10 protein-coding genes and 1 tRNA gene are annotated in these 12,303 nt (G+C 65.8%); 2 read left to right on the forward strand and 9 right to left on the reverse strand.

Features of this window, described 5'->3' with window-relative positions; genetic code table 11:
* Nucleotides 1-5 precede the first annotated feature (5 nt).
* On the reverse strand, nt 6-1,502 hold the full coding sequence (locus E3O22_RS07755) for a multicopper oxidase family protein (RefSeq protein ID WP_134394200.1): 1,497 nt from the start codon (nt 1,500-1,502) through the stop codon (nt 6-8).
* Nucleotides 1,499-1,726, reverse strand: coding sequence for an SHOCT domain-containing protein (locus E3O22_RS07760; RefSeq protein ID WP_347232327.1), 228 nt, complete (start codon nt 1,724-1,726; stop codon nt 1,499-1,501). Before E3O22_RS07760 ends, E3O22_RS07755 begins: the two co-directional genes overlap by 4 nt.
* Before the next feature lie 399 nt (nt 1,727-2,125).
* Here E3O22_RS07760 and E3O22_RS07765 point away from each other — a divergent pair, with 399 nt between their 5' ends.
* Complete coding sequence (locus E3O22_RS07765; protein ID WP_134394202.1) at nt 2,126-4,513, forward strand: cation-translocating P-type ATPase; 2,388 nt, start codon at nt 2,126-2,128, stop codon at nt 4,511-4,513.
* Here E3O22_RS07765 and E3O22_RS07770 read toward each other — a convergent pair.
* The 6 genes from E3O22_RS07770 to E3O22_RS07800 all read right to left on the reverse strand — a co-directional run bounded on the left by E3O22_RS07770 (nt 4,505) and on the right by E3O22_RS07800 (nt 10,320).
* Nucleotides 4,505-5,623 carry a cell wall metabolism sensor histidine kinase WalK gene (locus E3O22_RS07770; protein ID WP_134394203.1) on the reverse strand — a complete coding sequence of 373 codons (1,119 nt, stop codon included), beginning with the start codon at nt 5,621-5,623 and terminating at the stop codon, nt 4,505-4,507. The two genes, E3O22_RS07765 and E3O22_RS07770, sit on opposite strands and share 9 nt — an antisense overlap.
* Nucleotides 5,620-6,312 (reverse strand): response regulator transcription factor, encoded by a 693-nt coding sequence (locus tag E3O22_RS07775; RefSeq protein ID WP_134394204.1) that lies wholly within the window; start codon nt 6,310-6,312, stop codon nt 5,620-5,622. Before E3O22_RS07775 ends, E3O22_RS07770 begins: the two co-directional genes overlap by 4 nt.
* 420 nt (nt 6,313-6,732) lie before the next feature.
* Nucleotides 6,733-7,260 carry a hypothetical protein gene (locus E3O22_RS07785; RefSeq protein WP_134394206.1) on the reverse strand — a complete coding sequence of 176 codons (528 nt, stop codon included), beginning with the start codon at nt 7,258-7,260 and terminating at the stop codon, nt 6,733-6,735.
* A gap of 334 nt (nt 7,261-7,594) precedes the next feature.
* A tRNA-Gln gene (locus E3O22_RS07790) sits at nt 7,595-7,666 on the reverse strand.
* Between the two features lie 136 nt (nt 7,667-7,802).
* Nucleotides 7,803-9,323 carry a glutamate--tRNA ligase gene (gltX, locus tag E3O22_RS07795; protein WP_134394207.1) on the reverse strand — a complete coding sequence of 507 codons (1,521 nt, stop codon included), beginning with the start codon at nt 9,321-9,323 and terminating at the stop codon, nt 7,803-7,805.
* Nucleotides 9,316-10,320, reverse strand: a complete 1,005-nt coding sequence (locus E3O22_RS07800; protein ID WP_241976558.1) for a LysR family transcriptional regulator — start codon at nt 10,318-10,320, stop codon at nt 9,316-9,318. Before E3O22_RS07800 ends, gltX begins: the two co-directional genes overlap by 8 nt.
* Nucleotides 10,321-10,401: 81 nt before the next feature.
* On the opposite strand from E3O22_RS07800, the gene E3O22_RS07805 reads away from it, so the two are divergent.
* Nucleotides 10,402-11,502 (forward strand): aminotransferase class V-fold PLP-dependent enzyme, encoded by a 1,101-nt coding sequence (locus E3O22_RS07805; RefSeq protein WP_134394208.1) that lies wholly within the window; start codon nt 10,402-10,404, stop codon nt 11,500-11,502.
* A 56-nt stretch (nt 11,503-11,558) separates the two neighbouring features.
* Here E3O22_RS07805 and E3O22_RS07810 read toward each other — a convergent pair whose 3' ends face one another.
* Nucleotides 11,559-12,266, reverse strand: coding sequence for a type 1 glutamine amidotransferase domain-containing protein (locus E3O22_RS07810; protein WP_134394209.1), 708 nt, complete (start codon nt 12,264-12,266; stop codon nt 11,559-11,561).
* Nucleotides 12,267-12,303: the final 37 nt, after the last annotated feature.

Here is a 12,303-nt window from a genome sequence, read left to right on the forward strand (position 1 = left end):
TGTTTTTACTTTGCTTCAATGACGCCCATCATCCCGTTGTCCTCGTGATCGAGGATGTGGCAGTGATAAACAGTCCGTCCGGCGAAGTCGTCGAAGGCGATGCGGACCTTCACTCGTGCTCCTGCCGGAACATTGACAACATCTTGCCGAACCACAGACTCGACCGCCCTGCCATTTTCCTCAACGAGCTGCATCGGCCACACGTGCAGGTGCAGGGGGTGGTCCATCTGGGTGGTATTTGTCAGGGTCCATTCTTCGATGCTGTCGGCCTGAACCGTGGTGTCAGTTCTGTCCGCATCGAACGCCTCTCCATTAATGGTGAAACTCATCATCGAGCCGCCCCTCATCCCGTCCATTCCCATCCCGAACGTCAGCTCGCGACGCGCCGTCACGGGCCGCGAACGAAGATCTGAGGGCACGGCCTGCTCGGGGACTGCGGTCAGGGCGGTCGCCGCATCACCGGACACCGTTAGTGTCGCCACCGAAAAGCCGCGAGGGTTGCTCTGAGCCTCCTGCCCGCTGGGTCCAGCGCCGCCGCCCATCATTCCGTTCGTGCCGCCGCGGTCGTAGGGCAGGGTCTGGAAGATGGATATCCCTTCGACAGCGGTAACCAGGAGGTCCGCTCGGTTGCCGGGTAACAGCACTATCTCATCGACGTCGCCGGGGGTCTGGAACCGTCCCGAGTCGATGCCGAGAAGTTGTAGCTCCTGCCCGTCGAGACGCAGCCGCAGGTACCGGGACACACAGGCGTTGACGATGCGCCAACGTTCGCGTTCCCCCGGACGGGCGGTCATTACCGGATTCACCTGCCCATTGACCAGGACGAGTTGTCCTTCCCGTCCCGCCATCTGTTCCATCGGCCTCACGGGAGGGATGCGGCCCAGGCTGTCCAGTGTGATGTCTGAGATGACGAGCACACGCTCTCGCGCAGCCCTGATGGGCGTGGGGTCCGCGACAATGATGGCCCCGTAAAGGCCGCCGAAGACCTGATCGGCGACGAACCCGTGGTGGTGCGGGTGATACCAATACACTCCTGGCGGGTGATCAGCCGGCAACTGATATTCGTAGTCGAATGAGTCTCCGGCCTCAACGGTCACGAACATGTTGTCGCCGTTGTCCGACGGAGAAACATGCAATCCGTGCACGTGCAGGTTGCTCGGATCGTTGAGCCCGTTGTGCAGGCTCACACTGAGCGTGTCGCCCGCCTGAACACGTAGGGTAGGCCCCGGCACGCCCCCGTTATAGCTCAGCACGGTGGCGTCGCGGCCGGAAATCTTCACGTCCCCCGGTGCAGCATTCAGGCGGACCTTGAGGCGGCCATCGGCGCTACGCAGCTCGGGCGGCTGAACCAGTGGATCACCGGAGGGTGCCCCAAAGCCTGAGTCGGTGCCCGAAGGCGATGCCGTCTGTTGGCTCCAGAGAAGTCCCGCTCCCCCGGCAACCGTGCTCGCCAGCCCGAGGCCACCGAGCGTGAGCGCGCTTCGACGGCTGAGAGGCTTCACCACTTATCCTCGCCCAGGACTGCGCGCTGTTCGCGGTACTGCTCCGCGGTCAGCTCACCCCTGGCGAAACGTTCATCCAGTATCTGGCGCGCGCGGCCAGGCCCAACCTCTCCCCCCTGTTTTGGCCCGACACTACGATCGCCAGAAAACAGCCGAACCATGAGCACGACCAGCAACGAGATACCGACAACTGCCAGCAGCCCGAAGAGCCAGTACAGCCCCATACTTCCTCCATAGCCCCACATCACGATCCGACTCCTTCGACTCAAATTCCGAGAATAGATTCTGCCACAAGCATACCCCTTGGGGTATTTTGGACAATAGACGGCGTGCACCACTCCCCGTTTTCAGGCGGTACATCCTCCCGGAAGGGGTAGTCGTTCAGTGCGCCTCAAACCGTCACGGCGAGCAACGATCGACAAGCAAGCCGTGAGCCGGTAGAAGCATTCCGGAATACTATCCACCCTAGTAGCGTTGGCTGATTAGTGCCCCAGAGGCCCGACGACAGCCGCCCACCAACGAGGTGGATCGCCCCGGTCGCGTACCCCCCATGGGTATAGGTTGAGAGTATCCGCCACGGAGATTGTCGCTGTGAGGCCGATTTTTCAGATTGGAAGATTCACATGACTCAGGAAGCCGAAACTACCGTCCTCGAAGTGCAGGGCGTTCAATGGGCGTCCTCGCGAGCAATCGTCGAGTCGGTACTCGCCCGCCGCCCCGGCGTGTTGAGCGTTGATGCGAATCCAGTAGCGCAAACCGCGAGCGTGACCTTCGATCCCAGGCAGACCTCCGTCACTGATCTGGCGGCATGGGTCCGGGAATGCGGTTACCACTGCGCTGGACGCTCCGTGCCGGGTCACATCTGCGATCCGATGGCGTCATCCGTCACCGACCACACCGAACATGAGATGAAGACCGGGCAACCGCCTCGAACCATGCAGGAGACCATGGGGCATGGCGGCGCGCACGGCGACATGTCCATGGCCGGCATGATCCGGGATATGCGCAACCGGTTCGTGGTGGCGGCGATCCTGTCGGTTCCGATCACTCTGTGGTCGCCGATCGGCCGGGACGTTTTCGGTTTCGCAGTTCCTGCCCCCTTCGGGCTGCGGGATGACGTTGTGGCGTTGATCCTGTCTCTGCCGGTCATTTTCTATTCGGCTTGGATCTTTTTCGATGGGGCCTTCCGGGCGCTGCGGGCCCGAACCCTGGACATGATGGTTCTGGTCGCCGTCGGTGTTGGAGCGGGCTGGCTCTATAGCCTGTCTGTCACCCTTACCGGTGGTGGGGAAGTTTTCTACGAGGCTGCGACCGTTCTGACCAGCTTCGTCCTCCTGGGCCACTGGTTTGAAATGCGGGCCAGGGGCGGCGCAAACGATGCCATCCGTACGCTTCTGGAGTTGGCACCGTCGATGGCATTCGTCATTCGGGACGGGGATCCGGTTGAGGTTCCGACCGCGGAGGTTGTCCCGGGCGACCTGCTCCTGGTGCGGCCCGGTGGGAAGATTCCAACCGACGGAATTGTGGAGGACGGTGAGTCCGACATCGACGAATCCATGGTTACCGGGGAGAGCCTTCCCGTCGCCAAGAGCAGCGGATCGACCGTGATCGGCGCAACCGTGAACACGACGGGAACCTTGCGCGTGCGCGCGACCAAGGTCGGCGCCGATACCGCGCTTGCGCAGATCGTGGCCCTGGTTCAGGAAGCGCAGAATTCCAAGGCCCCCGGGCAACGCCTGGCGGACCGTGCGGCGTTCTGGCTTGTGCTCGTGGCACTCATTGGCGGCAGCGTCACCCTGGGTGCGTGGCTCTTGGCCGGGGCGAGCCTTCCTACCGCGATCCTCTTTGCGATCACCGTTGTCGTCATCACCTGCCCGGATGCGTTGGGCCTCGCGACACCGACCGCCATCATGGTGGGCACCGGTCTGGGCGCCAAACGCGGAGTGCTCTTCAAGACCGCGACCGCGTTGGAGACTTCGGCTCGCATTGACACGGTCGTGCTGGACAAGACGGGAACCCTGACCAAGGGCGAACCAGAGGTGACGGATTTCATTGCTGTTGGGATGGATGAGCTCGAGTTGCTGGCCCTTGTCGCTGCCGTGGAACGGGAGTCTGAGCATCCGCTCGCCGCAGCCGTCGTCGGTTACGCCGTCAGACGCGGCGCACAAGCGTTGGACGCATCTGCGTTCCGCAATGTTCCGGGACATGGTGCCGGCGCCACAGTCGCAGGACGCCAGGTGTTCGTCGGCAACCGCAAACTCATGGTTGCCCAGGGCATCGATATTGATCCGGTGTCCGCGCAGCGTCAGACGCTGGCCGCGACCGGACGGACGGCGGTCCTCGTTGCCGTTGACGGGAAGGCCGTTGGGGTCATCGCCCTGGCCGACGCAGTACGGGAGACCGCGGCGGCCGCCGTCGTCGCTCTTCACGAAGCGGGCATTGAGGTGGTCATGCTCACCGGCGATAATGAGGCGACCGCGCAGCGGATCGCCTCCATGCTCCACATCGATGTTGTGATCGCCGAGGTGCTCCCGGAAGACAAGGCCGCGAAAATCAAGGAGCTGCAGGCATCCGGCAAGCGAGTCGCGATGGTCGGCGACGGAGTCAACGACGCTCCGGCCTTGGCACAGGCGGACCTGGGCATCGCCATCGGGGCAGGGACGGATGTCGCCATCGATACGGCGGACGTGGTCCTGATGCGGTCCGACCCCCTCGACGTCCCCATCGCCCTGCGCATCGGGAAAGGCACCGTGCGTAAAATGCGCCAAAACCTTGGCTGGGCGGTCGGCTACAACGCGATCGCGCTCCCCATTGCCGCCGGCGTTTTCTTTCCGACGTTCGGTATCCGGCTCAGTCCGGAAATCGCCGCCATCTCCATGTCCGGTTCCAGCGTCATCGTCGCGGTCAACGCGCTGCTGCTCAAGCGGCTGCGCCTCCCGCGACAGCCCGAGAGCACAACGGCCACCACATTGGCTGATGGAACAGGGAATGACGTCGGAGTTTCAGCCTGATCTGGCTGCGGCGCGCAGGGGTATCACGACCGCGAATCTGGCTCCCTGCCCTGTCCCTGCCGACGAGGCCGTCACGTCCCCGCCGTGTGCACGCGCTATCTCGCGGGCGATCGTGAGACCGATTCCCGATCCGCCGGAGCGGCGGGTCTGTCCGGGCACCCGGTAGAACCGCTCGAAGACACGGTCTGTGTCTTCCTCAGCCAAGCCCACTCCCGTGTCGATCACGACGACCTCACCCCGGCCGTCGGCGCCGTGCGTCGTGATCGTGACCTCACCGCCCGCCGGGGTGGCGAGCAGGGCGTTGCCGAAAAGGTTGGTCAGAACCTGGGTGATCCGGTCCGGGTCCACGTGCACGGGTAGCGGCGTGTCGACGTTGAGTGTCAACGTCACGCCCGAATCTTCGAATTGCGGAGCGAGCCGGTTGGCCGTGCGGCGCGCAAGATCGGCCAGGTCGGCATCGACTGGATGCAGGTCGAGCCGCTGTTCTTGAGCCCGCGACAGGCTGGACAGGTCATCGGAGAGGCGGTGCAGGCGGCGCAGTTCCTCGCTGAGGGAGGCAAATGTGTCGGGGCTGGCGGTGAACACGCCATCGATCAGCCCCTCGACGTAGCCGTCCAGAACGGTCAGTGGGGTTCGCATTTCATGCGCAACCTCCCCGAGCAGCCGGGTTCGCCGGGACTCGGTATCGGCCAGGGCCTGGGCCAGCGTATTGACGTCGCTGGCCAGCGCTGCGAGTTCCGGCTCGGACGGGACGGGGACCCTGCCTCCGTATTTTCCGGCAGCGATCAGCTTGGTCGCGGCCCGCACAGCGTTGAGGGGGCGAAGTAGGCGCCCCGTGACTGCCGCGGCGACGAAACCTGCGGCGATGACGCTGGCCAGTACCCCGACGATCAGCGAGGTCGTGAGCGCGGATAGGAAAGCGGAGCGCACGCTGGTCGCGTCCATAACCCCCATCGACATTCCGGTGCCCTCACTGTCCATCATCATTCCCAGCCGGTCTTCGAACAATCGAGGAGCAAGCAGCGAGATCGTCAGATAGGCCACCACGCCGCCGACCACGGCAATAGCGGCATAGGAGATGAACAGGCGCAGCGAGAGACGCATCTTCATCTGGACCCGGCCACAAACTTGTAGCCCACGCCCCGCACCGTGGCGATCAGGTGTGGATCGCCGGCATCGTCGCCGAGTCGCGCGCGCAAACTGCGGATGTGGACATCGACGACCCGTTCGTCGCCGTAGAAATCGTAGCCCCAGACTTTTTCCAGCAGTTGTGCCCGGGAAAACACCCGCCCGGGCTCGGTGGCGAGTGCGGTGAGAAGGTCAAACTCCAGGCTCGACAACCCCACGGAGACTCCATTCGCCACAACCTCTCGGTGGGCGGGTTTGATGGACAATCCATCGAAGCGAAGCAGGGCGTCTCCGTCGGTCCGCTCACCCCGATTGTCACGACGGAGCATTGCCTTCACTCGAGCCGTCACCTCGCGCGGGCTGAAGGGCTTGGTCACGTAGTCATCCGCACCCACACCGAGCCCCACGAGCTTGTCGACCTCCTCCGCCCTGGCCGTGACGAGGATCACGTACGCGTCGCTGAAGCCTCGCAACTGCCGGAGAACCTCCAGCCCGTCGATCCCCGGCAGCATCACATCCAGCAGTACGAGTGCGGGTGGCTCCGTGCGGAGTGCCGCAAGTGCCTCGGCGCCGTCCGCCGCCTCCGCTACGTTATAACCTTCCGCTTCCAGGTAGCCACGCAGGACCGTCCTGATCTGCGCCTCGTCGTCGACAACCAGGACCTTCTGCATCGCTCACCCCTTTTCTTCTGATTATCGCCGTCCGGCGGCACGGTCTCTGCACTGCGCCCCGGGGACTCGGCGAGGGAGGACCACCCCAGGCCTTAGCTCTCGAGTACCTGCAACCGTTCTCGGTATTCCGTTTCATTCAATTCGCCCTTCGCGAATCGATCATCGAGTATTTGACGCGCTTGACTGCGCTCGCCTTGTCCGCGGCTCAGCGGAGTAGTCCCGCGGAACCCACCGCGTTCAGTTCCGCCAGCAAAAGCCCGCACAACCCAAACAACAAGGAGGATGACTGCGATGAGCATGAGCAGCCCGACCGGCCATCCCCACGTCATGTTGTATCCGTTTCCCCACATCATTTCTTCTGCTCCTTCAATTTGTGTTTATTTATGGACATTCAGGCAGCCCCTGGACCGGTCTGCCTGTTCAGGAGACGGTCAGGTCGTCACCATTCCCTGCGCCCGAGTGCATACCGACGCCCGAACCCATGCCCATCCCCTCACCTGGGGTGTGGGTCGCATTCAGCATCAGGTCAATGCGGCTCTTCATCTGTTCTACGGCTGCCTCCCTGTCATCAGATGACAGAGTGCTGTTGGAGTCGAAAGTGGTCCTCTGCTGCGAGACCATTGCGTCTTTGAGTCCAGAAACCGATTTGCCCTGGGCTTCAGCGACATCCGCGAGGGACCCACCCGACTGCAGCCGGTCGTGCAACTCCGTCTGACTCAAGCCGAGGTAGCTCGCGACCGCGACCATGGGCGAACTCTGCCCGAATGCCATGCCGGCCATGTGGCCTGACCGGTGGTCGCCAACTGACGACGAGGTCGTCGATGGTGGCTGGGAAATCGCCCCACCACCGGTAGAGGCCTGCGCCGCGGCAACACCGCCCGTGGCAAGCGCTCCGACGAGCCCGAGTCCCGCAATACCAGCGGTCATGTTCTTCCGATTGAGTTTCATCAGCCTCAACACCTTTCACGTTCAGCCACCAAGTTGATGTCTACACACCAGCATGCTGACCGCGCATGAAGCTCCAGCCCCTGTGCATGTGAAGGTTTGATGAAACGCGCTGGCCAGGATCATGCCGATCCGCACAGCGCACGCCGACGGTCGTTATGCGACGAGGGTCAGCTCGGTTGCGTCGTGACGAGAGCGAATCAACCCGGGCAGCAAAACGCCGCTGCAGCCCCGCATGGCGCTTGTGGTATTGGTTCTGGCCACCAGGGCCGTTTCGGGCCGCGAGGGAAGGATGGGCGATGGGTGATATCGCCGCGGAATCCTGCGCCTGCTACTGCTGGGGTACCTGGACTCGAACCAAGAACAACTGAACCAGAATCAGTCGTGTTGCCAATTACACCATACCCCAATGTCTGTTCCTCAGAACGGACCGACTCGTAACTCTAACCCACTCAGAGGGCCGGGACAAACCCAGAGCCGAAATCGTCGCCGGCTCGAGCCGATTGCCGGGGCAGACCCCGAAGGGCCCGGCCCCGCGAGGCCAGTCACTCGAGAGTGGTGGCAGCCAGACGTGCAAGACGCAGCACGGACTCCGCCTTGCCCAGGATCTCCATCGACTCGAACAGCGGCGGCGAGATGCGCCGGCCGGAGACCGCGACCCGCAGGGGGCCGAAGGCCACGCGCGGCTTGAGCGCGAGCCCGTCGATCAGCGTCTCGGTCAGGGTGGTGTGCACCCGGTCGTGCGTCCATTCCGCTTCGGGAATGTCGAGCAGCGCTGCCGTGGACGTGGCGAGGATCTCGCGCGTGTTCTGCGGGAGCGAGGCGAGGGCATCCGGCTGGTAGGCCAGCGAGTCGCCGCCGATGAACAGGAAACCGAGCATGCCGGGTGCCTCGCCGAGCAGGGCGATGCGTTCCTGCACGAGCGGTGCGGCGGCCTCGAGAATAGCCTGCTGCACCTCGCTGAGTGGTTCGATCACGTCGCCGGCGGCCACCAGGTACGGGATGACTCGGGCGGCGAAATCGGCCGGGTCGAGCAGCCGGATGTGGTCGCCGTTGAGCGACTCGGCCTTCTTGAGGTCGAAGCGGGCCGGGTTCGGCAGCACGTTGACGACGTCGAACGCGGCGATCATCTCCTTGATCGTGAACACGTCGCGGTCGCTGGAGAGGGACCAGCCGAGCAGCGACAGGTAGTTGACCAGTCCCTCGGGAACGAAGCCGCGAGCGCGGTGGTGGAACAGGTTGGACTCGGGGTCGCGCTTGGAGAGCTTCTTGTTGCCCTCGCCCATGACGTACGGCATGTGCCCGAAACGCGGCACGAACGTGGCCAGTCCGATGTCGATCAGCGCGTGGTACAGCGCGATCTGGCGCGGCGTGGAGGAAAGCAGATCTTCGCCGCGCAGCACGTGGGTGACGCCCATCATGGCGTCGTCGACCGGGTTCACGAACGGGTACAACGGATGCCCGTTGGGCCGCACGACGACGAAGTCGCTGAACGAGCCGGCCGGGAAGGTGATCTCGCCGCGAACCAGGTCGTCGAAGGAGATGTCTGTGTCGGGCACCTTGAGGCGGAGCGCCGGCGAGCGACCCTCGGCACGGAAGGCCGCCTTCTTCTCATCGCTGAGGTCGCGCTCGAAGTTGTCGTATCCGGCCTTGGGGTCGCGGCCGAGGGCGACGTTTCGCACCTCGATCTCCTCGCCGGTGGCGAAGCTCTCGTAGATGTGACCGGACGCCGTGAGCTGCTCGATCACGTCACGGTAGATGTCGTAGCGCTCGGACTGGCGGTAGGGAGCGTGCGGTCCGCCGACCTCGACGCCCTCGTCCCAGTCCAGGCGCAGCCAGTGCAGCGCGTCGAGGAGCTGCACGAAGCTCTCCTCGGTATCGCGGGCCGGATCGGTGTCCTCGATCCGGAAGATGAACGTGCCGCCGGTGTGCCGGGCGTAAGCCCAGTTGAAGAGCGCCGTGCGGATCAGGCCGACGTGCGGCGTTCCGGTCGGTGAGGGGCAGAACCGAACGCGAACGTCGGTGCCGGTGGCAGTGGAAAACGGGTGCGCAATTGTCTCAGACATCACCCCCGATTCTAGTTGCCTCCGGGTGAGGCGCGGGTGGGGATACGGGTGGCGCCGCGGGTGCCGCCTCCGGTCCGGCCAGTGCGGCGAGCCGGCGCAGGGTGACGGCAATGGCCGCCACGCCCGCGGCCCCGGTGACCGTGACCGTGTGCAGGGTGCGGTGGTCGCGGCCGCGGGTGGGCCGGATGGCGACGAGGGGCTGCGCGCCGACGGAGTCGAGGGCGAGCGCGGGCAGCATCGCCACCCCGATGCCGGCCGCCACGAGGCCGAGCACGGCGGCCGCGTTGTCGGTCTCGTAGGAGATGCGGGGCGTGAAACCGTTGTGACCGCAAAGCTCCAGCAGGTGGCCGCGGCACCGAGGACATCCGCCGATCCAATTCTCCTCGGCGAGGTCGCCGAGGTCGACTACGCCGTTTCTGGCCAGGGCGTGTCCGGCCGGCAGCACGAGCATCATCTCGTCCCGGCGGAGCCGGGTCACGACGAGGCCTTCGGCGCTGTCCCGGTGAGGGTCGACCCGGTCGCCGGGGTAGCTGAACGTGATCGCCAGATCGGCCTGGTTCTGGCGCACCAGAGCCACGGCTTCGGGCGGCTCGGCCTCAAGGTAGGTGACGCTGATTCCCGGATGACGGCGCTGCAGGTCAGCGAGCAGGCGCGGCACAATGGTCGCCGAGGCGGACGGGAACGCCGCCAGTCGCACCCGGCCCGCGCGCAGGCCGCGCAGCTCGGACAATTCCCCCGCGGCGGCGTCCAGGGCCCCGCTCACGATGGTGGCGTGCCGGGCGAGCAGCCGGCCGGTCTCGGTGAGCCGCACCCCGCGGCCGATGCGTTCGATCACGGCCATCCCGATGCGCTGCTCGAGCCGTCTGAGCTGCTGGCTCACGGCGGGCTGGCTGTAGCCGAGCGCCGCCGCGGCCGCCGTGATTGAGCCGCAGTCGGCGAGCGCGCCCACGACGCGCAGCATGGTGGAGTCGAGTTCGGGCTGGACGAGGGCGGGCACGAAGTGATCATAACTGATGCTTATGGATTGCCTCAGCTACTGGCTGTTGTCGAATGAATAGGCCGGTCGCATGCTGGAGGGATGAACCAGAGCGAATCTTCCGCGTCCCGTTCGCCGCTTTCGACGGTGGCGGACCGCATCGGCGTACGCGAGGCGCGCGAGCGGTTCCGGGGCGGCCGCGGCTATCTGGCGGCCTGCACGCTCGGGCTGCCGACCCGGGAAACGGAAGCGGCCCTGCGCGTGGACGCCGACGCCTGGGCGCTGGGCACCGCGTCGGCGGCGGGGTACGCCGCCGTGGTCGAACGGGTCCGGCACGCGTATGCCAGACTCGTCGCTGTTCCGGTGAGCCGGGTCGCGATCGGGTCTCAGGCATCCGTGCTGGCCGGCCTGCTCGCCGCGGGCGTGCCCGACGGGGCCGAGGTGCTCTGCGTCGACGGCGATTTCAGCTCGATGGTGTTCCCGTTCCTTAGCCAGGCGCACCGCGGGGTCACCGTGCGGCACCTGCCTCTGGCCGAGCTGGCCGTCGGGATCACCGCCGACACCTGGCTTGTGGCGTTCTCGCTCGTGCAGTCCGCCACCGGTGCCGTCGCCGATACCGCGGGGATCGTGGCCGCCGCCCTTGCTCACGGGTGCTTCACCCTCTGCGACACGACGCAGGCCGTCGGGTGGATGCCGGTGGACGCATCCGTGTTCGACGCCTCTATCTGCCACAGCTACAAGTGGCTCTGCGCCCCGCGCGGCGTGGCCTTCCTGACCGTGGCCGAGCGGCTGGCCGCCCGGCTGCACCCGGTGCAGTCGGGCTGGTATGCCGGCCGGGACCCGTGGGCCTCCTGTTACGGACCGGACATGGACCTCGCGGCTGATGCGCGCCGCTTTGACGTCTCCCCGGCCTGGAACGCCTGGGTGGGCGCCGAACCCGCACTGGAGCTCTTCGGGCGGCTCGACCTGTCGACGGTGCGCGACCACGCGGTGGCGCTGGGCGACGCGCTCTGCACCGGGCTCGGGCTCGCCCCGGCCGGGCAGTCGATCGTGACCTGGCCGGATGCCGACCGCACCGACCTTGACCGCCTCACCCGGGCAGGTCTCACCGCGTCGGGCAGGGCCGGGCGGGCCCGCGTCGCCTTCCACCTGTGGAATGACGAGGACGACGTCGCCGACGCCCTGCGCGCCCTGCGTTCGTAGCCAGGTCTCGACGGGCGCGAGGGGCCGCTCGGCCACAGGGTCTCGCAGCGACTCGACTACTTCTGTGCGGTGACGGCGGTGATGATCGCGCCGGCGAGAGCAGCGGAGGAAGCCGGATTCTGGCCGGTGTACAGGTTGCGGTCGATCTCCAGGTGCTCGGCCCAGGCTGCGCCGGCGACGAAGTCGGCGCCCAGCGCGACCAGGCGGCTCTGCACGAGCCACGGCGCCTTGGGGGCGAGGCCGCCGAGAGTCTCCTCCTCATCGGTGAAGCCGGTCATGCGGTAGCCGGTGAAGGGCCAGCTGCCGTCGGCTCGCTGGGCGGCGAGCATGGCGGCCGGGGCGTGGCAGAGTACGCCGAGAATCGTTCCGGAGTCGAGGGCTTCGGTCATGATGCGTCCGGAGTCGGCGTCGACGGCCAGGTCCTCCATCGGGGCGTGGCCGCCGGGGTAGAAGACCACGTCGTAGTCGGCGACCGTGATGTCACTGATCGAGCGCGGCTCGTCGAGTTCACTGCCGATGGTGTCGAGGTAGGCGACGATGGCCGCGGCCCGGTCTTCCCCGCCGGCCGCCTGGGGTGCCAGGCTTCCCGCGTCGATGGTGGGGGCGACGCCACCGGGCGTCGCGATGGTGATCTGCCAGCCGGCCTCGGTGAACAGGCGGTGCGGTTCGGCGAGCTCTTCGGCCCAATAGCCGGTGGGGTGCAGGCTGCCGTCGTTGAGGGTCCAGTGATCAGCGGCGCTGACGACAAAAAGTACGGAATTCATGGGTTCTCCAGAGTGTGTGATCGTGTGAAATGGATGC

The sequence above is a fragment of the Cryobacterium sp. TMT2-18-2 genome, from assembly GCF_004402245.1.
GTDB lineage: Bacteria > Actinomycetota > Actinomycetes > Actinomycetales > Microbacteriaceae > Cryobacterium > Cryobacterium sandaracinum.

Coding starts and splice junctions, on each gene's coding strand:
- E3O22_RS07760 (WP_347232327.1), bottom strand. CDS start 1,726: ATGGGGCTGTACTGGCTCTTCGGGCTGCTGGCAGTTGTCGGTATCTCG.
- E3O22_RS07765 (WP_134394202.1), top strand. CDS start 2,126: ATGACTCAGGAAGCCGAAACTACCGTCCTCGAAGTGCAGGGCGTTCAA.
- E3O22_RS07770 (WP_134394203.1), bottom strand. CDS start 5,623: ATGAAGATGCGTCTCTCGCTGCGCCTGTTCATCTCCTATGCCGCTATT.
- E3O22_RS07775 (WP_134394204.1), bottom strand. CDS start 6,312: ATGCAGAAGGTCCTGGTTGTCGACGACGAGGCGCAGATCAGGACGGTC.
- E3O22_RS07785 (WP_134394206.1), bottom strand. CDS start 7,260: ATGAAACTCAATCGGAAGAACATGACCGCTGGTATTGCGGGACTCGGG.
- gltX (WP_134394207.1), bottom strand. CDS start 9,323: ATGTCTGAGACAATTGCGCACCCGTTTTCCACTGCCACCGGCACCGAC.
- E3O22_RS07805 (WP_134394208.1), top strand. CDS start 10,402: ATGAACCAGAGCGAATCTTCCGCGTCCCGTTCGCCGCTTTCGACGGTG.
- E3O22_RS07810 (WP_134394209.1), bottom strand. CDS start 12,266: ATGAATTCCGTACTTTTTGTCGTCAGCGCCGCTGATCACTGGACCCTC.